At 64.1% G+C, this 26426-nt stretch carries 13 protein-coding genes; 6 read left to right on the top strand and 7 right to left on the bottom strand.

The window, feature by feature from the left end; genetic code table 11:
- Positions 1 to 13: 13 nt before the first annotated feature.
- Positions 14 to 859, bottom strand: a complete 846-nt coding sequence (locus A4C63_RS12860) for a MoxR family ATPase (protein WP_013973748.1) — start codon at positions 857 to 859, stop codon at positions 14 to 16.
- Between the two features lie 228 nt (positions 860 to 1087).
- Positions 1088 to 2161 carry a DUF748 domain-containing protein gene (locus tag A4C63_RS12855; protein ID WP_063912963.1) on the bottom strand — a complete coding sequence of 358 codons (1074 nt, stop codon included), beginning with the start codon at positions 2159 to 2161 and terminating at the stop codon, positions 1088 to 1090.
- A gap of 134 nt (positions 2162 to 2295) precedes the next feature.
- On the opposite strand from A4C63_RS12855, the gene cysK reads away from it, so the two are divergent.
- Together cysK and A4C63_RS12845 are read left to right on the top strand one after the other, a co-directional pair.
- The gene (cysK, locus tag A4C63_RS12850) at positions 2296 to 3270 is read left to right on the top strand and encodes a cysteine synthase A (protein ID WP_063912962.1); all 975 of its coding nucleotides are present in this window, start codon (positions 2296 to 2298) and stop codon (positions 3268 to 3270) included.
- A gap of 173 nt (positions 3271 to 3443) precedes the next feature.
- Positions 3444 to 4379, top strand: coding sequence for an aspartyl/asparaginyl beta-hydroxylase domain-containing protein (locus A4C63_RS12845; RefSeq protein WP_063912961.1), 936 nt, complete (start codon positions 3444 to 3446; stop codon positions 4377 to 4379).
- A gap of 246 nt (positions 4380 to 4625) precedes the next feature.
- Here the strand turns inward: A4C63_RS12845 and A4C63_RS12840 are convergent, their stop codons facing one another.
- Positions 4626 to 6278, bottom strand: a complete 1653-nt coding sequence (locus tag A4C63_RS12840; RefSeq protein WP_063912960.1) for a cyclic peptide export ABC transporter — start codon at positions 6276 to 6278, stop codon at positions 4626 to 4628.
- Between the two features lie 32 nt (positions 6279 to 6310).
- On the bottom strand, positions 6311 to 6760 hold the full coding sequence (gene azu / locus A4C63_RS12835) for an azurin (RefSeq protein ID WP_063912959.1): 450 nt from the start codon (positions 6758 to 6760) through the stop codon (positions 6311 to 6313).
- Between the two features lie 181 nt (positions 6761 to 6941).
- Between azu and A4C63_RS12830 the strand changes: the two genes are divergently transcribed.
- Entirely contained in the window at positions 6942 to 7925 is a 984-nt protein-coding gene (locus A4C63_RS12830) for a TauD/TfdA family dioxygenase (protein ID WP_015271333.1), read from the top strand.
- A gap of 644 nt (positions 7926 to 8569) precedes the next feature.
- On the top strand, positions 8570 to 8830 hold the full coding sequence (locus A4C63_RS12825) for a DUF3077 domain-containing protein (protein ID WP_015271332.1): 261 nt from the start codon (positions 8570 to 8572) through the stop codon (positions 8828 to 8830).
- A gap of 178 nt (positions 8831 to 9008) precedes the next feature.
- Here A4C63_RS12825 and A4C63_RS12820 read toward each other — a convergent pair whose 3' ends face one another.
- The 3 genes from A4C63_RS12820 to A4C63_RS12815 form a co-directional block, all read right to left on the bottom strand.
- A complete protein-coding gene (locus tag A4C63_RS12820) occupies positions 9009 to 9377 on the bottom strand; it encodes a hypothetical protein (protein WP_015271331.1) in 369 nt (122 codons plus the stop codon).
- Between the two features lie 243 nt (positions 9378 to 9620).
- Positions 9621 to 10007 (bottom strand): hypothetical protein, encoded by a 387-nt coding sequence (locus A4C63_RS25645; RefSeq protein ID WP_082888320.1) that lies wholly within the window; start codon positions 10005 to 10007, stop codon positions 9621 to 9623.
- Positions 10008 to 10404: 397 nt separating this feature from the next.
- Positions 10405 to 11811, bottom strand: a complete 1407-nt coding sequence (locus tag A4C63_RS12815) for a PAAR domain-containing protein (protein WP_082888318.1) — start codon at positions 11809 to 11811, stop codon at positions 10405 to 10407.
- A 321-nt stretch (positions 11812 to 12132) separates the two neighbouring features.
- Here A4C63_RS12815 and A4C63_RS12810 point away from each other — a divergent pair, with 321 nt between their 5' ends.
- Positions 12133 to 18600 carry a non-ribosomal peptide synthetase gene (locus A4C63_RS12810; RefSeq protein ID WP_063912958.1) on the top strand — a complete coding sequence of 2156 codons (6468 nt, stop codon included), beginning with the start codon at positions 12133 to 12135 and terminating at the stop codon, positions 18598 to 18600.
- A gap of 1 nt (position 18601) precedes the next feature.
- Positions 18602 to 26425, top strand: a complete 7824-nt coding sequence (locus tag A4C63_RS12805) for a non-ribosomal peptide synthetase (protein WP_063912957.1) — start codon at positions 18602 to 18604, stop codon at positions 26423 to 26425.
- The last annotated feature ends 1 nt before the right edge of the window (position 26426 follow it).

Below are 26426 nucleotides of genomic sequence, written 5' to 3'. Positions count from 1 at the left end.
GGCCCGGCTCCTGTCAGCGGTTGCCGCGCCGGCTCATGAAGGCCAGGCGTTCGAGCAGCTGCACGTCCTGCTCGTTCTTCACCAGCGCGCCGGCCAGCGGCGGAATGGCCTTGGTCGGGTCGCGTTCGCGCAGCACCGCTTCACCGATGTTGTCGGCCATCAGCAGCTTGAGCCAGTCGACCAGTTCGGAGGTGGAGGGCTTTTTCTTCAGGCCCGGTACCTTGCGCACGTCGAAGAATACGTCCAGCGCCTCGCTGACCAGCGACTGGCTGATGTTCGGGTAATGCACGTCGACGATCTGCTGCAGGGTGGTGCGGTCAGGGAAGGCGATGTAGTGGAAGAAGCAGCGACGCAGGAAGGCGTCCGGCAGCTCCTTTTCGTTGTTGGAGGTGATGATGATGATCGGGCGCTGTCTGGCCTTGATGGTCTCGTCGATTTCGTAGACGTAGAACTCCATCTTGTCGAGCTCTTGCAGCAGGTCGTTGGGGAACTCGATGTCGGCCTTGTCGATTTCGTCGATCAGCAGGATGACCCGTTCCTCGGCCTCGAAGGCTTCCCACAGCTTGCCCTTTTTCAGGTAGTTGCGCACGTCGTGGACCTTGTCCACGCCCAGCTGCGAGTCACGCAGGCGGCTGACCGCGTCGTACTCGTAGAGGCCCTGGTGGGCCTTGGTGGTGGACTTGATGTGCCAGGTGATCAGGCGCGCACCGAACGAGGCCGCGAGCTGCTCGGCGAGCATGGTCTTGCCGGTGCCGGGTTCGCCCTTCACCAGCAAGGGGCGTTCGAGGGTGATGGCCGCGTTTACCGCCAGTTTCAGGTCGTCTGTGGCGACGTAGTCGCGGGTGCCTTCGAACTTCATGGGTCTGTCCTCTGCTGGAAGCCTGCACCGGCCCTTTCGCGGGTAAACCCGCTCCCACAGGTATTCCACAAACCTCAAGAAAGGTGGGGTACCTGTGGGAGCGGGTTTACCCGCGAAGAGGCCAGCACAAGCAGTACATATTTTGATTTGTCACCGACTATAACGCGGGGTTCGCCGACTGGAAACGCAGACCAGGTATTCAGTCCCTGAATGCCCCGTCACGCGCTCCTAGTCGGAATCCGGCGCATCACGCTCATACCGCGCATTGAACGCCTGAATGAACCCGTTGCGCAGTATCTGCAAAAACGCCTCGAAGGCGCTGATATCCTGCTTGTGCACGCTCCCGCTGAGCTCGACACGGGTCGCGAACTGGTTCTTTGGCTGGTTCTTCAATACCGTCTCGGTCGCGCCCACCAGCGCTTCCCAGACTGAGCGGAAGAAGCCTTTGTCCTTTTCCTGTACATCCTGCTGCCAGTCGAACACATCCACATCCCGCAACAGTGGCTTGATGTACCCGTTCAATCGGCCGTCGGTCGCCTCGGCCTCTATCACCACATCGCCGTGCCCGGCATTGAAGTCGAACTTGCCGTAGGCGCTGGCGAAGTCATTGAGCTTGCGCAGCTCGATACCGGTGGCGCGCAGGCGGAATTCGAAGTCGTCGAAATCACTGAAGGGGTCGAACGTGGCGCGACTTTCCACCTTGGCATCGCCGACGATCAGCGCCGTGCCATCAAAGCTGGCATCGCGTCGGCCCTTTTCGTCACGAATGTTGGTGAGGTTGCGAATACTGGCATCGAGCTGGGTGGCCTTGAGGTTGACCGGTGGCCTGGAGTTGAAGTTGCGGAACGTCAGCACGCCTTTGTCGATGCGAACCTCGTTCAGGGTGATCGGCAGCAGTTTTTCCAGTTGCTGGCGCCAGTCGGTGCCCTGACCGGTCTGCGAGTTCTGTTTGTTGCCGCCATCGACGAAGTTGAGTTCTGGCCGGTCGAACACCACTTCGGCAACCACTGCGCGGTCGTGCCACAGGGCGTGCCAGCTCACCGACAGGTCGATCAGCGGAGCGTCGAGAAACGGCACCGGCACCTTGCCGGTGGTCTTGACGATCTTCAGCCCGTTGATCTGGTACGCGCCGCGCCACCAGGCCAGGTCCACATCGGCCACCTGGCCACGGTAGTCGCCCATGTCGGCCAGTTTGTCGTTGAGGTAGTCGCGCACCAGATAGGGCAGGGCCAGGTGCAGCGCCACCAACAGCACGATCAGGCTGGCCAGGCCGATCAACGGCCAGCGATAACGGGCTCTCATCGAAGTGTCTCCAAGGCAGGATGTGCGGTTGACCGCAACGTGTCTGGCTGAGTTCGAACAGGCTTTACGGGCCACCGGCCCGGGCTTACCCTTGAGGTCTTTCCCTGCTTTTATTCATGCCAAGGACCCCTGCCATGAGCCGTATCTTTGCAGACAACGCCCAGTCCATCGGTAACACGCCGCTGGTGCAGATCAACCGCATTGCCCCGCGTGGCGTGACCATCCTGGCCAAGATCGAAGGGCGTAACCCGGGTTATTCGGTCAAATGCCGCATCGGCGCGAACATGGTCTGGGACGCCGAAAGCAGCGGCAAGCTCAAGCCGGGCATGACCATCGTCGAACCAACCTCGGGCAACACCGGCATTGGCCTGGCCTTCGTCGCCGCCGCCCGTGGCTACAAACTGATGCTGACCATGCCCGCCTCGATGAGCCTGGAGCGCCGCAAGGTGCTGAAGGCGCTGGGCGCCGACCTGGTGCTGACCGACCCGGCCAAAGGCATGAAGGGCGCCATCGAGAAGGCCAACGAAATCGTCGCCTCCGACCCGGCCCAGTACTTCCTGCCGGGCCAGTTCGAAAACCCGGCCAACCCGGCGATCCACGAGAAAACCACCGGCCCGGAAATCTGGAACGACACCGACGGCGCGGTCGACGTGCTGGTGGCGGGCGTCGGTACCGGCGGCACCATCACCGGTGTGTCGCGCTACATCAAGCATACGCAGGGCAAGGCGATCCTGTCGGTGGCAGTGGAGCCAGCGGCATCGCCGCTGATCAGCCAGACCCTGGCCGGCGAGGAACTCAAGCCCAGCCCGCACAAGATCCAGGGCATCGGCGCCGGCTTCGTGCCGAAGAACCTCGACCTGTCGATTGTCGACCAGGTGGAGACGGTCACCGATGAAGAGTCCAAGGCCATGGCCATCCGCCTGATGCAGGAGGAGGGCATCCTCTGCGGTATTTCCTGTGGTGCGGCGATGGCGGCAGCCGTGCGCCTGGCCGAAAAGCCGGAAATGCAGGGTAAGACCATCGTCGTAATTTTGCCGGACTCCGGCGAGCGTTACCTGTCGAGCATGCTGTTCAGCGACATGTTCAGCGAGCAGGAAAACCAGCAGTAATCGGCCTTGCCGCTGATCCGGCGCAACGTTCGGCGGCTTGGTTCATTGCAAAATCTTCATGATTGAGTTGCCGCCCAGGTTGTTTTTACCTCGGCGGCATCAGTTTATGATGGCAGGATGATTTATCGGAGAGCAGGGTGCGTACCCCTGTTGCTTCCTCAAGGAGTGAAAGCATGACCTTTTCCTTTGCAGCCAAGGCGGGTGTCTTGCTGGTGTTTTTCGGCAGCGTGCTGTTCGTGCACCTGCGCGGCAAGGCTCGCCTGCCGGTGTTGCGCCAGTTCGTCAACCATTCGGCGCTGTTCGCCCCTTATAACAGCCTGATGTACCTGTTCTCCGGCGTACCGTCCAAGCCCTACCTGGACCGCCAGCGCTTCCCCGAGCTGGACGTGCTGAAGGACAACTGGCAGGAAATCCGCGAAGAGGCCATGCGCCTGTTCGACGAGGGCTACATCCGCGCCGCCGAGAAGGATAACGACGCCGGCTTCGGTTCGTTCTTCAAGAAAGGCTGGAAGCGCTTTTACCTGAAGTGGTACGACAAACCGTTGCCGTCGGCCGAAACCCTGTGCCCGCGCACCGTCGAGCTGGTCAGCAGCATCCCCAACGTCAAGGGTGCGATGTTCGCCCTGCTGCCCGGCGGCAGCCACCTGAACCCGCACCGCGACCCGTTCGCCGGTTCCCTGCGCTACCACCTTGGCCTGTCCACCCCCAACTCCGATGCTTGCCGCATCTACGTCGATGGCGAGGAATATGCCTGGCGTGATGGCGAGGATGTGATGTTCGACGAAACCTACGTGCATTGGGTCAAGAACGAGACCGACGTCACCCGGGTGATCCTGTTCTGCGACATCGAACGCCCGCTGAGCAGCCCGCTGATGACCCGCATCAACCGCCAGGTCAGCGCCTTCCTCGGCCGTGCTACTGCGCCGCAGAACACCGATGACGAGCGTGTTGGCGGGATCAACCAGGCGTATGCCTGGAGCAAGCGCTTCAGCAACCGGATCAGTGGCCAGGTGAAGCAGTTCAAGCGCGCCAACCCCAAAGCCTACCGCGTGCTGCGGCCGGTGTTGGCGGCGGTGGTGGCGTATCTGCTGTATCGCTGGTTGTTCTGATTCTGCCTGTTGGGGCTGCTTTGCAGCCCATCGCGACACAAGGCCGCTCCCACAGCTACCGCGCCACTTCCTGGAATTGCGCAGCATCTGTGGGAGCGGCCTTGTGTCGCGATAGGGGCGCAAAGCGACCCCCGGCGTCCTCTCAGGAAACCACTCTGGTTCGGTGTTTATAGGGAATTATAGACAGACTATAGAGCGATTATAGATTGTGGTTGATGAGGGGGCGCGCAGCCCCCCTTTGCTGTCTCAAGCCGGCTCCAACGCCTCCACCACTTTCCCCCGGCTAAGGTGCACCACCTTGTCCGCCGTATCGAAATACCGGTCATCATGCGAAATCACGATGATGGTCTTGCCCAAACGCTTCAGGTCCGGCAGCAGCTCGGTGTAGAACACCCGGCGGAAGGTCGGGTCCTGGTCCGCCGCCCATTCGTCGAACACCAGCACCGGCCGCCCGTCCAGCCAGGCATTGACCAGCGCCAGGCGCTTGCGCTGCCCGGTCGACAGGTCGGTGGTGGTAAAGGCGCCATCGCGCACGCTCACTTTGTGGGCAATCTCCAGCCGTTCCAGGTAGCGCGTGGCATCGCTGGGCAGGCTGTGCTCGTGCTCGGGCAGGTCGTCGAACAGGTAATAGTCGGCGAATACCGTGGTGAACAGCTGGCGATAGTCATCCAGCCCCTCCGGGCCGACGGCCTTGCCGTTCAGGCGCACTTCGCCGCGTTGCGGGGTGTACAGGCCCAGCAGCAGCTTGATCAGCGAGGTCTTGCCGCAGCCGTTCTCGCCGACGATGAACAGGATCTCGCCCGGCTCGATGCTCAGGTTCACCGGCCCGACGCGGAACGGCTCGTTGCCGTCCACCGGCGGGTAGGCATACTCGACGTTATGCAGCTCCAGGTGCGCGCTGGCCGGGGCGGCGCGCTTGACCGGCGGCTCCAGCAGCAGGTGCGGCTCGGGCGAGGAAAAGCGCTCGGACAGGTCGGCGATGCGGCGGAACGCCACCTGGGCGCGGCCGAGGATCGGCAGGTTGCCGATCAGTGTTTCCAGCGGGCCTTTCATGTACAGCAGCACCAGCACGAAGCCGCTCATCACCGCCGGGTCGTTGCTCGGCCATAGCGATTGCAGGGCCAGGGTCAGGCCGATGACCACGAAGAACAGCATCGACCCCAGGCTCTTGGCCGTGACGAAGATGTTGATGGCGCGGATATGGGTGTTGGCGATGAAGTCGGCGGTGCCCTGGATGTTGCGGGTCAGCATGGCGTGGCGGCGGCGGCGGTCGATGCGCAGCTCCTTGGCGCCCTCGGCGATGGCCGAGTAGTGCTTTTGCAGGTTGTCTTCGGCATCGCGGGCAGCGTTGAAACCGGCAACGCCTTTTTGCCGGGCGATGTACTGCACGCCGCTGCCGATGCCGATGGCTGCCAGGGTGATGAGGAAAATCGGCCACGACAGCCAGGCCAGGTAGGCCATGCAGCCGGTCACGGTGGTGAGCGAGATGGCCAGCGGGGCGAAGGCGAAGGCAAAGTCGCTGATGGTGTCGACGTCGCGGGTCAGCACAGGGATCAGGCGGTGGGTGCGGTAACGCTCGATCTGTTCGATCGGCGCCGACAGCACCTTGGCGCCGAGGTCCTTGCGCAATCGGGCGATGACTTTCTGCCCTACGTAGTTGGTGCCGCTGTCGGCCGCCACACTGCTGACCAGGGCCAGCACGCACAGGCCGGCGAAGGCCAGGATCACGCCCTGGCTCATGCCGCCCGCCGCATGCAGGCCCTGGTTGACGGTGGCCAGCAGGGCGGTCACGGCCAGGCCGCCGAGCATGCCCAGCAGCACCGAGACGATTACCGCCGGGCGGTAGGGTTTCAGCAGGCCCAGCAATTCGCGGATGGCCCCGGGGGAGGAGGTTTTCATGAAGCGTGATCTCGCTGGTGAAGTGGGCGGGGTCAGCTGCCGAGGGTCAGGGTGCCCTTCATCAAGGTGCTGTGGAACGGGAACGAGCAGTAGAAGCTGTAGGCGGTACCGGCCTTGAGCGACCGGGTGTCGAGGGTGACGCTGTCTGTTTCACCGCCGCCGATCAGGCGGGTGTGGGCGATGACCCGGGTGTCGCCGGGCTTTACGTAGTCCTGCGCTTCGCCGGCTTTCAGGCCGTCGTCGAGCACGCCCTGCATGTCGGCCTGGGTGCTCAGCACCCAGTTGTGGCCCATCACGTTCTTCGGCATGGCGCCGGGGTGGGTGAGGGTGACGGTGAACGCGGTGCAGGCCTTGGGCACGCTGATGGCGGCCTTGTCGAAGGTCATCTGGTCGGTGCCATGGATTTCCACGGCGCATGGCTCTGCCGACCACGCGGCAGGGGCCGCGGCGAGCAGGGCGAGGAGCAGAAGCTGGCGAGTCATGTACGGTTCCTGGGCGATAAACGGGTGCACATCGTTCAGACGAACCGGCGCGTGCCAGCTTTACCTGTGTGTGCGTCCCTGGTGAATTTCCCCATGCCCCGCTCGTTCATCTAGTCAGGCGCCGACATGGCGCACATCCCGATTTCGCCGCCTATGCGGCCCTGGCTTGAGGTGACCGGACATGAGTGAACTGCTGAGCTTTGCGATCGAACCCTTGGACGCCGCGCGCGGCAACCTGCCGCTGCTGGTACGCGCGCCGGAGCCGGGTATCGACCTGCTGGAAGCCTTTGCCGAGTTGCAGCCGCTGGTGGACCGGCACCTGCTGCAGGCTGGCGGCATCCTGTTTCGCGGGTTCGAGGTGGGTGGCGCCGAAGCGTTCCGCCAGTTCGCCGCTTCTTTCGGCCACCCGCTGCTCAACTATGAGTTTGGCTCCACCCCGCGCAGCAACGTGACCAAGGGGGTGTACACCTCCACCGAGTACCCGGCGCACCAGAGCATCCCCCTGCACAACGAGCAGGCCTACACCCTGGAATGGCCGATGAAGATCTGGTTCTACAGCGTGATCCCCGCCGAGACCGGTGGCCAGACGCCGATTGCCGACAGCCGCGAGGTTTACCGGCGCATGCCGGTGCGTATTCGTGAGCGGCTGGTGGAGAAGGGGCTGATGTACGTGCGCAACTACGGCAACGGCCTTGATGTGGAATGGTCGCAGGTGTTCAACACTGAAGACCCGCGCCAGGTCGAGGCCTATTGCCGGGCGCATGCCATTGAGTGCATCTGGAAGGATGACGGCGAATTGCGCACCCGTCAGCGCTGCCAGGTGGTGGCGCGTCACCCGGTGACCGGGGAGGACGTGTGGTTCAACCAGGCGCACCTGTTCCATGTGTCGAACCTGCAGCCAGAAGTGCGCGAGTCGTTGATGGACATCGTCGAGGAAGAGGACCTGCCGCGTAACGTGTATTACGGCGACGGTACGACCATCGAGGATTCGCTGCTCGATGAAGTGCGTGGGGTGCTGGATGAATGCACCATCAGCTTCCCTTGGCTGGAGAACGATGTGCTGATGCTGGATAACATGCTCGCGGCGCATGCGCGGTCGCCGTTTACCGGCAAGCGCAAGGTGGTGGTGGCGATGGCGCAGGGGCATAGGGAGGTGTTGGGCTGACAGGTGTTCGCCTTGGCAGGTGTGGCGCCTGTGAGATCGAGCGCCGCCCGCGCGGCGCATCGCGAGCGAAGCTCGCTCCTACATCTGTTTCGGGCCAGTATTGCCTGTGCCAGCGCGCGCGGCCGCCTTGTTTGTCCCACACGATATCCAGTCGAACGCCAAGGGGCCGCGCGCCAATGCCTCAGGAATAATTGGCCCGAAACAGATGTAGGAGCGAGCTTCGCTCGCGATGCGCCGCGCGGGCGGCGCTCGATCTCATAGGCGCTGAACCTGTCATGGCGAACACCTGTCAGCCCTGACGCATTCTCAAGACATGCCCCCAGCAACCTACAAAAATCCCAGACTCTTCCTACGCCTCGGGACTGGCAACTCCACCCCCTGCGAAATACCCTACAACCTCTGTCGACACGCGTCTGATTGTTCCTGCAAATCCCGCACTCTAGGCTTTGCCTGTCGCTGACGGTTCAGCGATCGGGTGTGGAAACCTGGCAAGACATATGATGATTGTTGACACGACAGCTGTACGCGGGAGGCTTTCGGGCCTACCGGGTTCATCATATGCCTGGTTTTCCACCCCGTGTGCAGCTGTCACCCCAATGTGTGGAAACGGACGGGTGGCACATAACTCATATGATGACCATTCCATGACCGACGAAACCAAAACCACCCCCGGTGTCACCTACTTCTACCAAGGCGAAGGCCAAACCCATCCGCTGTTCCGTATCGCTGAGGGCATCCCCTGCCGCAGCGCCCGGGAGCAAGCCTCGGAACTGATGGGCTATGCACGCGACTTGTCACTGACCGGTTTGATGGACGGCGATCAGCAGATGCTCTGGGCATCGCATTACTTCGCAGCCATGGCCAAGGCGCTGCTGGATGATGCCGAGTTGGGTTTGCTGCGCTGATCCTTGTATTGGCTGGGCTGGCCCTTTCGCGGCTAAAGCCGCTCCTACAGGGATTGTGCATGCCTCAGGTTAAGCAGAATGCCGCAGGGTATGCACAACTCCTGTGGGAGCGGGCGTGCCCGCGAACACCGGCGCAGCCGGTGCCATACAATCAGTGGCAAACCGACCTTTACGTCATTTAGTGGTTGGCATAATGAGAAATTAGTGCAAGTAGAGCGGCGGAGGGCGACCAGCTGATAATTATCCATAGCCCGTTTGCCCAAGTAATTTGAGCGTTCCGCAGACCTGTTGGGTCACCTTCATAAGCGTTGGCTGCTTGCTGAATTTGCACCAGCGCTACCAAGGTTAAAGTCACAGACGTGACCAGAAGCGCGAGCGGCAGCATGAACATGTTATAGAGCGATTGGCTTTCCTCCGGCTGGTCGGGTGCCCAGAATTGCCAGCTCACGAAGAGCAGGTAAGGTACCCAATATCTCAATGTCACTCCAAGCGCTGTACCTTCGACGGTCAGATCCAATTCTTTGCTATAGGTGATTGCTCTTTTCATTAGGGGGTAAATCAAGAAAGAGCCAAACACGCCGCAGAGCAACGGGATTAGAGCGAACCCGCTTTGTCCTCGGATAAGTCTCCAGTGGCAATAGCTCCAATAGGGTATATAAAGGCCCCAGGTTAAGCAGGTCATGGTGATCAGCTTCGATGTAGAGACTACGTGAAGTCGGTGTTTTTGAATGCGCCGGTTTGCTTGAGGTTCGGTGTTATATGAAAGATTTGAGTTCATCTGTTTTGTCTCTCAGTCTAGCAGTTTCATCAGGTAATAGATGGCTATCCAAGCGATGCCGATGGTGTTTAGTGATGATGCAATAAGAATTTTTCTTCTTAACTTCTCAGGGAATTGTAAATGGTCTTGCTCATCCAATAGCCCGCTGCGAATGCTTGAGGCGGGGGACCCAATGGCGCCAGCGATTACAGAAATAACTAGAATTCTGGAACCTATTTTTTTCTCTCCCCACATGCCGGTCGCAAATGGAAGGCACGCGCTCCGTTGGAGTGCTGAGGTCATTTCTTTATATTGGCGAGAGCACGCAATGTGAAGGTCAGATACAAGCCCGATTAAGGCGAGGCAGATAGGAGTGCCTAACAGAAATAGTCTTAGTTTTACATCAAGATGCTCAATCATTTTGAAAATCTCGAAGCTCTGTTGTGGTTATGTTATGAAATAGTTTATGATTAGCCAGCTAAAACCGGCGGTGTTAAGCCATGATGCGATAGTGATTTTGGCTTTCAGATGTTTAGGGAACTGCTCAAAATCCCGGGCATCAAGCGAGCCTTTTCGAATGCTGGAGTTTGGCAGTGTGATAGCACCCGCTATCATGAACGTTACCAGCATTCTTGAACGTACACTTTTCTCTCCCCAAAGTCTGACGGAATATGAGAGGCATGGGCTTCGGTGGAGTGCTGCGGTCATTACTTCATATTGACGAGAGCATGCGATATGAAGATCCATCGCGAGTGCGGTTAGGCAGAGGCAGAAAGGGGAAGCGACTAAAAATAGTTTTAGCTTGATGTCGAGATGATCAATCATCTTGAAAAGCCTCGAAAATTATTTCGCCGATTTTTTCACCGCCTTTCATGCCTGCAAGGCTTCCCGCCAATGCTCCTCCGCCAGTGATAACTATTCCGCATACCAAGCTCGCAGGACCTGCTCTCCAACAAACTTGGGTTGCGGCCTTTCCTCCCATCTTTGCGCCAAACCATCCCCCGGCTAAGCCGCCAGAAAAATTTCCCGCTTCAGTAACTCGGACTTTTTCACAGGCCTTTGTATTGCCAGCCTGGCATACTTCGGAGACTTTTATTGCTGAGCCAATTCCGCCAACAGCAATACCGATGCGCCCTCCGTGTTTCAAGTATTTAGCCATTTTGGCCAGCTTGTTTAAGTGTGTCGAGTAGCCAGGGATATGTCCTGGGGCGCCAGCTTTGCTCCAATGGTGCACCAAGCTTCTCGACGAGATTCCCAAGTCTCGTCGTAGGCTTTCATAGTTGCCAAGGTTGAGGTGTTTGTTCAGAACAGTCGCATTCAGGTTTGTGCTTAATTTTTTGAACAGTTTTTGACGTTCCGAAAAAAACTCTGGATGGCGAAGATGCCCATGCTTGATGAATTGCTGTCTATGCAGGTCTTCAATTTTTTGCAATGTGACGCTGATTTCATCCAACGATTTGGCAACCATCGCCTCAGTCACCCCCATAGCCAAGCTCACATCGCTGAGTAATCCGGCAATTTCGGCCTGATGGCGCACCAAGAAGTCAGCTTCTTCCGCTGTGAGATCTGCCAAGTCCTCCCGCGCCTGTTTCGCCGCACTCATCGCAAAATGCTCTTCCCGAGTGCACACCGGGCGCCTCAAGCCATCACCAATGACAAAGATCTCACCTGCCTTGAAACCACGCTGATACGTCGGGTTCAGCCGCTCCAGAATCGACCGAGGCAGGTTGGCCTGCGGCGCGCCCAGTTCTGCCAGGATTTCCTGATACGTCATGCAGCGCGGAACGATGTAGAAGCCGGGCTCCATGCCTTGAGGAGTGGGCGAGGGCTGAACCACCTCAGGCTGATAGGTACTTCTTGCCGGGTTACCCGTCCGGGCCTGTGCTGGTGCCTCACGAACAGGCTCAGGTGCGGGTGCCCTGCGCGAAGCCGGAGGTGCGTACCCACTTGCAACCAGGCGATTGCTGCCCTGTGGGCACCCGCATTGCACCAGTGCTCCGTCCAGAGCCGTGGGAATACCATCCTGCCGCCAGCGGACTTCGCCCTCGACGATGGTGCCCGCTTGTCCACATAGCGGGCAGGGTGTGGTCGGGTCGCCTTGAAGTAGCCAGTTGCGGCCATGCACACGGCCCCTGGCTTGGCTGGCAATGCAGATGGCGCCTGTGCTGGTTTCGTCGCCGTCCAGGCCTTGGTATCGGCCGAAGATGTTCATGCGCATGCTCATGGCTCGCCTCTTTTTCAGGTGGAAGCCAGGAACCTAGCAGGCTGTGGGCGTGTATTTTCGGGGTGGGGAGGGTTTAGGAAGGGTCCTACAAGGAATAGAGATTTGGACTACGTGATTTTATTGATGGCAATGCCGGCCTCTTCGCGGGCATGCCCGCTCCCACAGGTAGTGCACAAGCCTCGATAGCTGTGGTGTACCTGTGGGTTTTACCCGCGAAGAGGCCGACAAGGCCACCGCCACAGCCCTGCAGTCCCGCCACTAAATCAACCCCCCACACCTTCGTCTGACAGTTACCGCTCGACTGCCAGGACACCGCTCGACATGAATGCCGACCAAACGCTCAAGCTCGCCCGCCGCTTCATCGAACTCAGCCCCGACAAGCGCCGCCTGTTCCTCAAGGCGCTGCAGGGCGAGGGCATGGATTTTTCCGTGCTGCCGATCGCGCCCGGGGTGGAGGTGGCCGAGCGTGACCAGCTGTCGTACGCCCAGCGGCGCATGTGGTTCCTCTGGCAGCTCGACCCACAAGGTGCGGCGTACAACCTGCCCATGGCCGTGCGCCTGAATGGCCCACTGGACCTGGCTGCCCTGCAGCATGCCTTCGATGCCCTGGTGGCTCGCCACGAAACCCTGCGCACCCGCTTTGTCGCCGACGGCGATGACGTGCGCCAGCAGGTCGATGCCAGCGCCGCCCCGTTGCAGCTGCACCAGGATGCCCTGGCCGGCCTGGACGAGGTGGCCCGTCAGGCCGCCATCGAAACCATCGCCGAAGCCGAAGCCCTGGCCCCCTTCGACCTGGCCTGCGGCCCGCTGCTGCGTGTACGCCTGCTGCAACTGGCCGCACAGGAGCACATCCTGCTGCTCACCCTGCACCACATCGTCGCCGACGGCTGGTCGATGAACGTGCTGATCGACGAATTCCTGCACCTGTACGACGCCGCCGTGGCCGGCAGCGAAGCCCGCCTGCAACCGCTGCCGATCCAGTACCGCGACTACGCCCTGTGGCAGCGCAGCTGGCTCCAGGCCGGTGAGCAGGAGCGCCAGCTGGCCTACTGGCAGGCGCGCCTGGGCGACGACCATTCACCGCTGGCGCTGCCACTGGACCGCACCCGCCAGGGCCGCCCCAGCTATCGCGGCGCGCGCTACGAGTTCCCCATCGCCGCCGATGTCGCCGAACGCCTGCGCGGCCTGGCACGCAAGCATAACGTCACCCTGTTCATGGTCCTGCTGGCCGCCTTCAAGCTGTTGCTGCAGCGCTACAGTGGCCAGTCGGCGATCCGCGTCGGCGTGCCTATCGCCAACCGTAACCGCGTCGAAAGCCAAGGGCTGATCGGCTGCTTCATCAATACCCAGGTACTGCACACCGAAATCGACCCTTTGCTGGACATCGCCGGTCTGTTGCAGCGCGTGCGCGAAACCGCCGTGGGCGCGCAAAGCCATCAGGACCTGCCGTTCGAACAACTGGTCGAAGCCCTGGACCTGCCGCGCAGCAGCGAAAGCCCGCTGTTCCGCGTGCTGTTCAACCACCAGGCGCAGGTGGCGGATGTGCAGGCCATCGAGACCCGCTCCGGCCTGAGCCTGGCGCCTGTCGCGCTGGCAAAGCACAGCGCCCGCTTCGACCTCGCGCTGGATACCCATGAGCGAGCGGGGCAGCTGCACGCAGCGTTCACCTATGCGACCGACGTGTTCGATGCGGCCACCGTCGAAGCCCTTGGCGAGCAGTGGCTGGCCCTGGTACAGGCATTGGCCGACGAAGCGGGTGGCGCAGTCGGCGAGTTGCCATTGCCAGGCCTGGCCCCTGCCATTGGCGCGCCTGTGCAGGCTGACGCAACGCTGCTGGTCCACCAGCGCGTTGCCGCCGCCGCCAGGCGCCACCCCGAGCGCACGGCGGTGATGGCTGCGGGCGAGCAGGCCAGCTTCGCCGAGCTCGATGCCCGCGCCGAGGCCATTGCAGGTCGGCTGGTGGAAGCCGGAGCAGGGCCGGACACACTGGTCGGCGTGCTGGCCGACCGCAGTGTCGGCATGCTCGCCAGTATCCTCGGCGTGCTCAAGGCCGGTGGCGCCTACCTACCTCTGGAGCCTGAGCAGCCGGCCGAACGCCTGGCCTACATGCTTGCCGACAGCGGCGCGCGCCTGCTGCTGGCGCCCGATGACTGGCAGGCCGAACTGCCCGAGGGCGTGCAGCGTCTGGACTGGGCACAAACCGGCAATGGCCGCGCCGCCCGCATCGTCCCGGCGCCGGCCAACCTGGCCTACGTGATCTACACCTCCGGCACCACCGGCCAGCCCAAGGGCGTGGCGATCAGCCACGGCGCCCTGGCCAACTACGTCGAAGGCATCGCCGCGCGCCTGCCGGTCGAGCGTATCCGCAGCATGGCCCAGGTCTCGACCCCGGCAGCCGACCTTGGCCACACCATGCTGTTCGGCGCCCTGTGCGGCGGCCACACCCTGCATTTGCTGCTACGCGAGCAGGTGCTGGATGCCGAAGGCTTCGCCGCCTACCTGGCCGAGCACCAGGTAGACGCGCTGAAGATCGTACCGTCGCACCTGGAGGCCATGTTGGTGGCAGGCCGCTCGGCGCTGCCGGCACAGTGCCTGGTGCTCGGCGGCGAGGCCATCAGCCCGAGCCTGCTGGGCAAGGTCCGCAACCTGGCCCCGGCGCTCAAGGTGTTCAACCATTACGGTCCGACCGAGACCACCGTCGGTGTGCTGGTCGCCGAGCTGAACGAGCAGGCCAGCCTCGGCCAGCCGCTGGCCAACACCCGCGTCGCGGTGCTCGACCACTGCCTGCAACCCCTGCCGACCAAGGCCAAGGGTGAGCTGTATATCGGCGGCGCCGGCCTGGCCCGTGGCTACCTGAACCGCCCGGCACTCACCGCCGAGCGCTTCGTCCCCGACCCGAGCGGCAGCCACGGCCAACGCCTGTACCGCAGCGGTGACTGGGTACGCCAAGGCAGCGACCTGCAGTTTGCCGGGCGCATGGATGGCCAGGTGAAGATCCGTGGCTATCGCGTGGAACTGGCCGAAATCGAAAACCGGCTGCGTGCCCTGGATGGCGTTGCCAATGCCCTGGTTCGCGTGCATGGCCAGGCGCCGCAACTGCAACTGGCTGCCTGGCTGGTGCCCAGCCAGATGCCGGCCGACAGCCTGGCCTGGCAGGAATCGATCCGCGCCAGCCTCAAAAGCCTGCTGCCCGAGCATATGGTGCCGACCCACCTGATGGTGCTGGAGCACCTGCCGGTCACGGTCAACGGCAAGGTCGATGTCAAGGCGCTGCCGGAGCCCGTCGCCACCCAGGTGGCCTACCAGGCGCCGCAGACCCCGCTGCAAACGCAATTGGCGCAGATCTGGGCGCAAGTCCTGCAAGTACCGCAGGTAGGCCTGAGCGACAACTTCTTTGCCCTTGGCGGCCATTCGCTGCTGGCCACCCAGGCGGTATCGCGGATACGCAAGCAACTGGGCGTGGATATCCCGCTGCGCACCCTGTTCGACACCGTCGACCTGCAGGCCTTTGCCCAGGCTGTGGCCGAAGGCGAGCAGGGCGCGGGCCTGGACATCGAAATCCTCGACCGCCAGCAACCCCTGCCGGTGTCCCGTTCGCAAAACCGCCAGTGGCTGTTCTGGAAGCTCAACCCCGAAAGCCTGGCCTACAACACGCCGATGGCCGTGCGCATGCAGGGCCACCTCGACCGCGCCGCCGTGCAGGCCGCACTGGATGCCTTGGTGGCCCGCCATGAATCGTTGCGCACGGTGTTCGTCGAGGCCGACGGCCTGCCCTGGCAGCGCATCTTGCCGGCGGCCACGGTCCCGATCGGTTTCGAAGACCTCAGCGGCCAGGACCACGCCGCGCAGATGCGCAAGCTGGAAGCCGAAGCCTTCGTGCCGTTCGACCTGGAGCGCGGTCCGCTGCTGCGTGCCCGGCTGTTCAAGGTGCATGCACAGGAGCACCTGCTGTCGCTGACCTTGCACCATATCGTTTCCGATGGCTGGTCGATGAGCCTGCTGGTGCGCGAGTTCGCCGCCGCCTACAACGCCGCCGCCACGGGCCAGGCGCAAAACCTCGAGCCGCTGCCGGTGCAGTACGCCGATTTCGCCGCCTGGCAGCGCAAGTGGCTGGCCGAGGGGCAGATGCAGGCGCAGATCGGCTACTGGAAGGCCCGCCTGGAGGACGACTTCGAAGTGCTGGAACTGCCCGCCGATCGCATTCGCCCACAGGTCAAAAGCTACCAGGGCAGCCGCTTCGACGTGCGCCTGCCGCAGGCCCTCACCGAGCGCCTGCGGGCACTGGCGGTGGCATCCAACACCACGCTGTTCCATGTGTTCCTGGCGGCGTATGCCATCGTGCTGTCGCGCTACAGCCGCAAGGGCACGCTCAACATCGGCGTGCCGGTCACCAACCGCAATCGCCTGGAGCTGGAAGGGCTGATCGGCTTCTTCATCAACGTGGTGGTGGCCCGCATCAGTGTCGATGGCAGCCAGCCGTTCCCGCAATTGCTGGCGGCGATCAAGGAAACCACCTTGCAGGCCCAGGCCAACAAGGATGTACCGTTCCTGGAGGTAGCCGAAGCGCTGTACCCGGAGCGCGACCAGGGCGTGAACCCGTTCTTCCAGGTGCTGTACAACCACCTGCGCGACCTTGGCGAGCAGGTTTCCAGCGATGCCTTGCACGGCCTGCAGGTCAAGGAAGTGGACCTGCAGGAGCCGGGCGCGCAGTACGACATTTCGCTCAACACCCTGGAGCGCTCCGATGGCGTAACCGCTTCGTTCAACTATTCCACCGACCTGTTCGATGCCGCACGCATCGAGCGCATGGCCGGGCATTGGCAAGCACTGCTGCAAGCCATCTGCGCCGAACCGCAGCGCTGCATTGCCGAACTGGACTTCCTCGGCAGTGCCGAACGCCAGCAGCTGACCTACGGCTGGAACCCGGCACCCCAGGCTGGCAGTGGCTTGTGCGCGCACCAGTTGCTGGAGCGCCAGGCGCGTGAGCGGCCGGATGCGCTGGCGCTGATCTTCGACGACCAGCAGATGACCTATGCCGAACTGGACCGCAGCAGCAACCAGCTGGCCCACCGCCTGCGGGCGCTGGGCGTGGGGCCGGATTGCCTGGTCGGCGTGGCCGTCGAGCGCGGCCTGGGCATGGCCCTGGCGCTGGTCGCCATTCACAAGGCAGGTGGCGCTTACGTGCCGCTGGACCCGGACTACCCGCAAGAGCGTCTGGCCTACATGGTCGAGGACAGCAAGATCGGCCTGCTGCTGGCCGACGCGCCCTCGCGTGAGCGCCTGCACCTGGGCAGGCAACTGCCCTGCGTGGTACTGGAACCGGGCACCGAGTGGCTGCATGCCTGGCCCGCCGAGCCGCTGGCCAACCTGGCTGCACCGCACAACCTCGCCTATGTCATCTACACCTCCGGCTCCACCGGCATGCCCAAGGGCGTGGCCATCGACCACCAGGCCCTGTCGCTGTTCTGCCAGGTGGCCGGCGACTATTCGCGCCTCAGCCCGGATGATCGAGTGCTGCAGTTCGCCACCGTCAGCTTCGACGGCTTCATCGAGCAGTTCTTCCCGCCGCTGGCCCAAGGCGCCTGTGTGGTGCTGCGCGACCTGCGGCTGTGGGATACCGCCACCCTGCTGGACGAGATCAACCGCCACGGCGTGACCGTGGCCGACCTGCCGGCGGCCTATTGGCGCCTGCTGGCGCTGGAGCGCCGAGCCCCCGAGGCCTATGGCCGGCTGAAACAGATTCACGTGGGGGGGGAGGCGGTGCCGGAAGATGCCCTGCGCGCCTGGCTGGCCGATGGCCCGCCAGCGGTGCGTCTGCTGAACACCTACGGCCCGACCGAAGCCACCGTGGTCGCCACCACCTACGACTGCTCGCAGATGACCGTGGAGCAGGTCAGCCAGGGTGGCGTGCCGATCGGCCGTGCCTTGCCGGGGCGTACCTTGCATGCCCTGGACGACGGCCTGGCGCCGACACCGGTAGGCGTGCCCGGCGAGCTGTTCATTGGCGGGGCAGGGTGTCTGGCGCGCGGTTATCACCAGCGGCCGTCACTCACCGCCGAGCGTTTCATCCCCGACCCGTTCGACCCGGTTGGCGGTGGCCGTCTGTACCGCACCGGCGACCTCGGCTGCTATGACGACAACGGTCAGCTGGCCTATCGCGGCCGGGTCGACCACCAGGTGAAGGTGCGCGGCTTCCGTATCGAGCTGGGCGAGATCGAGCAGTACCTGCGGGCGCACCCGGACGTACGCGAAGCCACCGTGCTGGCCATCGACCTGCCCAGTGGCAAGCAGCTGTGCGCCTACGCGGTGCCGGCCGAAGGCTACCGCGGCGATCTGCGCCTGGCCCTGAAGCAGTACCTCAAGGCCAGGCTGCCGGACTACATGATCCCGGCCTACCTGGTGACCCTGCCGAGCATGCCGCTGACCCCCAGCGGCAAACTCGACCGCAAGGCCCTGCCGCTACCCGACCCGAACCAGCCACAGCATGACTACCAGGCGCCGCAGACCGAGCGGCAACAGCAGCTGGCGAGCATCTGGGCGCAGTTGCTCAACGTTGCCCGGGTCGGCCTGAACGACAACTTCTTCGAACTGGGCGGCCACTCCTTGCTGGCGGCCCAGGCCGTGTCGCGGATCAACGTCGAGCTGGGGCTCGACATCCCCCTGCGGCTGATCTTCAGCCACCCCGAATTGCGCGCGTTCGCCCAGGCGCTGGGCGAACAGGGCCTGTCGCTCTCCGACGACGGCCTGAGCGATATCGAACAAATGATGAATGCATTCACAGAGGCCTGACATGGAACTCACTGCCGCACAACGCATCGCCCAACGTTTCGTTGGCCTCCCCGTGGAACAACGCCAGCAGATCCTGGAAAAGATGCAGGCCAGCGGGCAGAGCTTCCGCCTGTTGCCCATCGTGCCTGCGCGCCAGGGCATGGCGCGTATTCCGCTGTCGTACGCCCAGCAGCGCCTGCTGTTTCTCTGGCAGCTGGAGCCCGACAGCCCGGCCTACAACGTGCCGATGGCGGTACGCCTGAAGGGCGCCCTGGACCAGGCGGTGTTGCAACAGGCGCTGGATGCGCTGGTGCAACGCCACGAGTCGCTGCGCACGCGCTTCGCCTCGGAGGAGGGCGAGTTCCACCAGGAAATCCTTGAGCACTGCCCGCTGGCGCTGGAACTGGTGATGTTCGACGGTGCCGCCGATGAGGCAGCGCTGAGCGTGGCCGTGGACGCGGCCCTCAAGCAGCCCTTCGACCTGCTGACCGGTCCGCTGCTGCGGGTGACCCTGCTGCGCGTGGCCGCCGATCACCACGTGCTGGCGCTGAGCATGCACCACATCATCTCCGACGGCTGGTCCAGCGATGTGCTGGTGCAGGAATTCATCCAGCTGTACAGCGCCCTGGCCGAAGGCCGGCAGGCCGAGTTGCCGGCGCTGCCGATCCAGTACGCCGACTACGCCATCTGGCAGCGCGCCTGGCTTGAGGCCGGTGAAGCGCAGCGCCAGCTGGCCTACTGGCAGGCCCAGCTGGGCGACGAGCAGCCGGTGCTGAGCCTGCCGCTGGACTTCGAGCGCCCGGCCACGCCCAGCCAGCGTGGCGCGGTGGTGCGCGTGGATATCGGTGCCGAGCAGGCCGAGGCCTTGCGCAGCCAGGCGCGCAAGGGGGGCCACACGTTATTCGTGCTGGTACTGGCGGCCATGGCGGTGGTGTTGTCGCGTTACAGCGGCCAGGCCGATATCCGCATCGGCGCCCCGAACGCCGGGCGCAACCGCAAGGAGCTGGAAGGCCTGATCGGTTTCTTCATCAACACCCAGGTGTTGCGTGTGCAGGTGGACGAGCGCGCCACCTTCGCCGCGTTGCTGGAGCAGGTCAAAGACGTGATCGGCGGCGCCCAGTCGCACCAGGAACTGCCGTTCGAGCACCTGGTCGATGCCTTGCTGCCTGAGCGCAACCTGGCCCACAACCCGCTGTTCCAGTTCAAGATCAACCAGCACGTGGCCGCCAGTGATGCAGGGCGCAGGCGCCTGGGTGCGCTGGAGGTGGAAGGTTTTGCCCGTGATGGCGGCGATGCCCGCTTCGACCTGGCGTTCGACTTCTCCGACAAGGCCAATGGCATCGAAGGCTACTTCACCTATGCCACCGACCTGTTCGAGCAGGCCACCATCGAACGCATGGCCGCTTCGCTGCGCCAGGTGCTGGATGCGCTGATCCGCGACCCGCAGCAGGCAATCGTCGACAGCCCGGAAATGGCGATGCTGCTGCCGGCGACCACCCAGGCCTACCCGCAGGGCGACTTCCTCACGCTGTGGCGCCAGGCCATGGCGCAAGGCCAGGCTCATGGCGGCGTGCGTGCCGGTGACCGGTTCTTGACCCAGGCCGGGCTGGAGGCAGCGTCCAATCGCCTGGCCGACTACCTGCGCCAGCGCGGTGTCGGTGCCGGCAGCATCGTTGCCCTGTGCCTGCCGCGCTCCATCGAGTGGATTGGCGCCTTGCTCGCAGTGCTCAAGACCGGCGCCGCCTACCTGCCGCTGGACACCCAGCAACCGCAGGAGCGCCTGCAACAACTGGTTGCCGACAGTGGCGCCGCCGTGCTGATGCACGAACCGGGCGACCTGCGCTTTGCTGGCCTGGACGGCGTGCAGCTGATTGCCTGCGATCACACCGCCTGGGCTACCTGCAGTGACAGCCCGGTCGAAGTGGCCATCGCCGCCGAACAACCGGCCTATCTGATCTACACCTCGGGTTCGACCGGCCAGCCGAAAGGCGTGGTGGTCAGCCACGGCGCACTTGCCAGCTACATTCAGGCGGTGCTGGAGCGCCTGCAACTGCCGGCCGCAGCGAGCATGGCGATGGTCTCCACCACCGCGGCCGACCTGGGCCACACCGTGCTGTTCGGTGCCCTGGCCTCGGGCCGCCTGCTGCATCTGCTACCGCAGGAACTGGCGTTCGACCCGGATGGCTTCGCCAGCTACATGGCGCAGCACCAGGTCGGCGTGCTCAAGCTGGTGCCGAGCCACCTGCAAGGCTTGCTGCAAGCGGCTCGCGCCGCCGATGTGCTGCCCGCCGAAGCGCTGATCCTGGGGGGCGAGGCATGCAGTTGGGGCTTGTTGGAAAAGGTCCGCGAGCTGCGCCCGGCCTGCCGGGTCATCAACCACTACGGCCCGACCGAAACCACTGTCGGCGCGCTCACTTTCGAGCCGGGTCAGCCGCTGCCAGGTTGCCGCACGGTGCCGGTCGGGCGCCCGCTGGGCAACGCCTGCGCCCAGGTGCTGGATAGCTACCTCAACCCGTTGGCGGCGCAGGTGCCCGGAGAGCTTTACCTGGGCGGGCAAGGCGTCGCCCAGGGCTACCTGGGCCAGCCAGCGTTGACCGCCGAACGCTTCGTGCCGACCGAGGGTGGTGCCCGCTTGTACCGCACCGGCGACCGCGCGCGGCTCACTGCCGATGGCCTGGTCGAGTTCATTGGCCGTGCCGACGACCAGGTGAAGATCCGTGGTTATCGTGTGGAGCCGGGTGAAGTCGGCCGGGTGCTGGCCGGCCTGCCCGGTGTCAGCGAGGCCGTGGTACTGGCCTTGCCGCTGGAGGGCGACGCCGAGCGCCTGCAACTGGTGGCCTACGGGGTAGCCAACGCAGGCGTGACCGTGCAGCAGTTGCAGGCGCAACTGCAGGCGCGCCTGCCGGACTACATGGTGCCCGCGCAGATACTGTTGCTGGAGCGCCTGCCACTGACTGCCAACGGCAAGCTCGACAAGCGCGCCTTGCCGGCACCGGGCGCGGTCAGCCGTGGCTATGTGGCGCCGCAAGGCGATATCGAGGAAAAGCTTGCCGGAGTGTGGGCCGATGTGCTCAAGCTGGAGCAGGTCGGCAGCACCGACAACTTCTTCGAACTGGGCGGCGACTCGATCCTCAGCCTGCAGATCATCGCCCGGGCCAAACGCCAGGGCATCAGGATCACCCCCAAGCAGCTGTTCGAACAACAGACCATCGCCCAGCTGGCCCAGGTAGCCAAGCGCATCGAGCCCAAGCAAGCGGTTGCGGCCGCAGCCGTGGACACCGCCACCAGCGGTGAGGTGGCATTGCTGCCGGCCCAGGCGCGCTTCTTCGAGATGGAGATCGCCCAGCCGGCGCACTGGAACCAGTCGGTGCTGCTCAAGCCGGCCAGCCCGGTGCAGGTGCAACACCTGGAGGCAGCCCTGCGCGCCGTGGTCGAGCAGCACGATGCCCTGCGCCTGCGTTTCAGCCGTGGCGAAAGCCAGTGGCAGGCGCGCTTCCAGCCGCTGGCCAATGCACCACTGCTGCGCCAGCGCAACCTGGCCGCTCTGAATGAACTGGACGCCGCCGGCAACCAGGTGCAGGCCAGCCTGAACCTGGAGCACGGGCCGCTGCTGAGTGCCGAACTGTTCGACTTCGCCGATGGCCAACAGCGTCTGCTACTGGTAGTCCATCACCTGGTGGTCGACGGCGTGTCGTGGCGGGTATTGCTGGAAGACCTGCAAGCGGCCTACCGGCAACTGCTGAACGGCCAGGCCGTGAGCCTGCCCGCCAAGACCACCTCGGTAAAAACCTGGGCCGAGCGCCTGGTCAGCCATGCCGGCAGCCCGGCGCTGCATGCACAGCGCGACTACTGGCTGCAGGCCCTGGCCGGCGACCACGGCGAACTGCCGCGTGACAACCCGCAGGGCAGCCTGGCCAACACCCATGTCCGCTCCGCCGCCACGCGGCTGGATGCCGAGCGCACCGCCAAGCTGCTGAAACAGGCCCCGGCGGCCTACCGCACGCAGATCAACGACCTGCTGCTGACCGCGCTGGCGCGCACCCTGTGCCAGTGGAGCGCACGGGACAACGTGCAGGTACTGCTGGAAGGCCATGGCCGCGAAGACCTGTTCGACGACCTCGACCTCAGCCGCACCGTGGGCTGGTTCACCAGCCTGTTCCCGGTGCGCCTCACACCCGCCCAGGACCTTGGCCAGTCGATCAAGGCGATCAAGGAGCAACTGCGCGGCGTGCCGGACAGAGGCCTCGGCTACGGCCTGTTGCGCTACTTCGGCGATGCTGAAGTGCGTGACCGGCTCGAGCGTGCCACCCAGGCCCGTGTCACCTTCAACTACCTGGGCCAGTTCGATACCAGCTTCGATGCCGAGGCCGGCACCCTGTTCACCCCGAGCGGGGAAAGTGCAGGCCGTACCCAATGTGCCGGCGCACAGCTGGGCAACTGGCTGAGCATCACCGGCCAGGTGTACGGCGGCGAGCTGTTCCTGGAGTGGACCTACAGCGCCGACGTTCATCACCCGGCCACCATCGAGAAGCTGGCCCAGGCCTACGGGCAGGCCTTGGCAGAGCTGGTCGAGCACTGCTGCGATACCCGGCACCATGGCGTGACACCGTCGGACTTCCCGCTGGCCGCGCTGACCCAGGCGCAACTGGACAGCCTGCCGCTGGAGCCCGGGCAGATCGCTGACCTGTACCCGCTGTCACCCATGCAGCAGGGCATGCTGTTCCACACCCTTTACGACCAGCAGGCCGGCAACTACATCAACCAGCTGCGCGTGGATGTGGACGGGCTGGATGTGCAGCGTTTCCAGCAGGCCTGGCAGGCCACGCTCGATGCCCACGACATCCTGCGCAGCGGTTTCATCCTGCAAGGCGAGCTGGAGCAAGCCGTGCAGGTGGTACGCAAGGCCGTCGAACTGCCGTGCAGCGAGCACGACTGGCGTGGCCAGCCGGCGCTGGAGCAGGCATTGCAGGCACTGGCCGAGGGTGAGCGCCAGCGCGCCTTCGACCTGTCTGCCGCGCCGCTGCTGCGCCTGGTACTGGTGCGCACGGGCGATACCCGCCACCACCTGATCTATACCAACCATCACATCCTCATGGACGGCTGGAGCACCTCGCGCCTGTTGGGTGAAGTGCTGCAGCGCTATGCCGGCCTGGCGCCGCAGGCCCAGGCCACGCACTACCGCGACTACATCGCCTGGCTGCAGGGCCAGGACGTGGCCGTTGCCGAAGCCTTCTGGAAAGCTCAGCTTGCGGCCCTGGGCGAGCCGACCCGTCTGGCCCAGGCCATCGCCGGCAGCGCAGGCGCGAGCGGTAGCGGTCATGGCGACCACCGCCTGGCCTTCGACCCTGAGCAGACCGCGCGCATCGAAGCCTTCGCCCGGGCCAACCGGGTCACGGTCAACACCCTGGTGCAATCGGCCTGGCTGCTGCTGTTGCAGCGCTGCACCGGCCAGGCCAGCGTGTGCTTCGGCGCCACGGTCGCCGGCCGCCCGGCAGACCTGCCGGGCGTAGAGGAGCAGATCGGCCTGTTCATCAACACCTTGCCGGTGATTGGCGCCCCGCGTGCCGAGCAGACCGTGGCCCAGTGGATCGGCCAGGTGCAGGCCGGCAACCTGGCCGTGCGCGAGTTCGAGCATACCCCGCTGTACGACGTGCAGCGCTGGGCGGGGCAGGGCGGTGACGCCTTGTTCGACAGCATCCTGGTGTTCGAGAACTACCCGGTGGCCGAGGCGTTGCAACAGGGCGCGCCCGGTGGCCTGCGCTTCGGCGACGTGGCCGTGCAGGAGCAGACCAACTACCCGCTGACCCTTGTGGTGGAACTGGGCACCACGCTGTCGATGCAGTACAGCCACGACCGTGCGCTGTGGAGCGACGAGAGCATTGGCCGCCTGGCTGGCTACTTTGCCAACCTGCTGCAGGCGCTGGTGGAGAATGCTGACGCGGTGGTGGGCGAGCTGCCAATGCTGGGGTTGCCAGAACAGCAGCAAATGGTCGAAGCCTGGAACGAAACCCAGGCGACGTACCCGCACGAGCGCAGCATCCACCAGCTGATCGAAGCCCAGGTGTTCGCCACCCCGGACGCCCCGGCGCTGGTGTTTGGCGAACAGACCCTGAGCTATGCCGAGCTCAACCGCCGTAGCAATCAGCTGGCGCACAAGCTGCGCGAGCAGGGCGTGGGCCCGGATGTGCTGGTAGGCATCGCCATGGAGCGCAGCCTGGAGATGGTCATCGGCCTGCTGGGCATCGTGAAGGCCGGTGGCGCCTATGTGCCGCTGGACCCGGAATATCCACAGGACCGCCTGAGCTATATGTTCGAGGACAGCGGCATCGCCTTGCTGCTGACCCAATCGCACCTGCACGAAGCCCTGCCGATCCCGGCCGGCCTGCGCAGCCTGGACCTGGATACCGAGAGCCTCGACGGCTACAGCGATGCCAACCTGAACATCGACGTGGCCCCGCTGAACCTCGCCTACGTGATCTATACCTCCGGTTCCACCGGTCGCCCGAAGGGCGCTGGCAACAGCCATCAGGCGCTGGTCAACCGCCTGTGGTGGATGCAGAAGGCCTACGGCCTGGACGCCAGCGACAGCGTGCTGCAGAAAACCCCGTTCAGCTTCGACGTGTCGGTGTGGGAGTTCTTCTGGCCGCTGATGACCGGGGCGCGCCTGGTGGTGGCCCAGCCCGGGGCGCACCGCGCCCCACAGTTGCTGGTGGAAACCATCAACCACCATGGCATCAGCACGCTGCACTTCGTGCCGTCGATGCTGCAGGCGTTCATGACCCACGAAGCGGTCGAAAGCTGCGTCAGCCTCAAGCGCGTGGTGTGTAGCGGTGAAGCACTGCCGGCCGAGCTGGCCCGCCAGACCCTGCAGCGCCTGCCGGCGGCGGGCCTGTACAACCTGTACGGCCCGACCGAAGCGGCGATCGACGTCACCCACTGGACCTGCCAGCCGGACGAACGCATCAGCGTGCCGATCGGCCAGCCGATCGACAACCTCAAGACCCACATCCTCGAAGGCTGCCTGCAACCGGCGGTGCGCGGCAGCGCCGGCGAGCTGTGCCTTGGTGGCGTGGGCCTTGCCCGTGGTTACCACCAGCGCCCGGCGCTGACCGCCGAACGCTTCGTACCGGACCCATTCAGCGACAACGGCGGGCGCCTGTACCGCACCGGTGACCTGGCGCGCTACCGCGCCGATGGCGTGATCGACTACGCCGGGCGCATCGACCACCAGGTGAAGATCCGCGGCTTGCGCATCGAGCTGGGCGAGATCGAGGCGCGCCTGCTGGAACTGCCGAGCGTGCAGGAAGCCGTGGTGTTGGCCTTGGACGGGCCAAGCGGCAAGCAGCTGGTGGGCTATGTGGTGCCTGCCGACAGCTCGCAAGACGAAGGTGCATTGCGCGACAGCCTGCGCGAGGCGCTGAAGGCCGGTTTGCCGGACTACATGGTGCCCGCGCACCTGCTGCTGCTTGGCAAACTGCCAGTGACGCCGAACGGCAAGCTGGACCGCAAGGCCTTGCCGCAGCCGGATGCCAGTCAGTTGCAGGGTGAGTACATCGCGCCCCAGAGCGATCTGGAGCAGCAGATCGCGGCGATCTGGGCGGATGTGCTGAAGCTGGAGCGGGTTGGGCTGAGCGACAACTTCTTCCAGCTTGGCGGGCATTCCCTGCTCGCCACGCAAGCGGTGGCGCGCCTGCAGATGGAACTGGGTGCGGATACACCCCTGGCCCTGATTTTCCAGACCGACAACCTTGGTGACTACGCCGCCGCCGTCAGCGCAGCTATTACCGAATGCACGGCAGACCTGGACGAGTTCCACGATTTCATGAATGAGCTTGAGGCAGTTTGAG

The organism is Pseudomonas sp. p21, assembly GCF_001642705.1.
Lineage (GTDB): Bacteria > Pseudomonadota > Gammaproteobacteria > Pseudomonadales > Pseudomonadaceae > Aquipseudomonas.
The sequence above is the reverse complement of the archived record's forward strand: the minus strand, read 5'-3'. Positions and strand labels throughout refer to the sequence as shown.

Coding starts and splice junctions, on each gene's coding strand:
- A4C63_RS12805 (WP_063912957.1), top strand. CDS start 18,602: ATGGAACTCACTGCCGCACAACGCATCGCCCAACGTTTCGTTGGCCTC.
- A4C63_RS12810 (WP_063912958.1), top strand. CDS start 12,133: ATGAATGCCGACCAAACGCTCAAGCTCGCCCGCCGCTTCATCGAACTC.
- azu (WP_063912959.1), bottom strand. CDS start 6,760: ATGACTCGCCAGCTTCTGCTCCTCGCCCTGCTCGCCGCGGCCCCTGCC.
- cysK (WP_063912962.1), top strand. CDS start 2,296: ATGAGCCGTATCTTTGCAGACAACGCCCAGTCCATCGGTAACACGCCG.
- A4C63_RS12820 (WP_015271331.1), bottom strand. CDS start 9,377: ATGAAAAGAGCAATCACCTATAGCAAAGAATTGGATCTGACCGTCGAA.
- A4C63_RS12830 (WP_015271333.1), top strand. CDS start 6,942: ATGAGTGAACTGCTGAGCTTTGCGATCGAACCCTTGGACGCCGCGCGC.
- A4C63_RS12845 (WP_063912961.1), top strand. CDS start 3,444: ATGACCTTTTCCTTTGCAGCCAAGGCGGGTGTCTTGCTGGTGTTTTTC.
- A4C63_RS12825 (WP_015271332.1), top strand. CDS start 8,570: ATGACCGACGAAACCAAAACCACCCCCGGTGTCACCTACTTCTACCAA.
- A4C63_RS25645 (WP_082888320.1), bottom strand. CDS start 10,007: ATGATTGAGCATCTTGATGTAAAACTAAGACTATTTCTGTTAGGCACT.
- A4C63_RS12840 (WP_063912960.1), bottom strand. CDS start 6,278: ATGAAAACCTCCTCCCCCGGGGCCATCCGCGAATTGCTGGGCCTGCTG.
- A4C63_RS12815 (WP_082888318.1), bottom strand. CDS start 11,811: ATGAGCATGCGCATGAACATCTTCGGCCGATACCAAGGCCTGGACGGC.
- A4C63_RS12855 (WP_063912963.1), bottom strand. CDS start 2,161: ATGAGAGCCCGTTATCGCTGGCCGTTGATCGGCCTGGCCAGCCTGATC.
- A4C63_RS12860 (WP_013973748.1), bottom strand. CDS start 859: ATGAAGTTCGAAGGCACCCGCGACTACGTCGCCACAGACGACCTGAAA.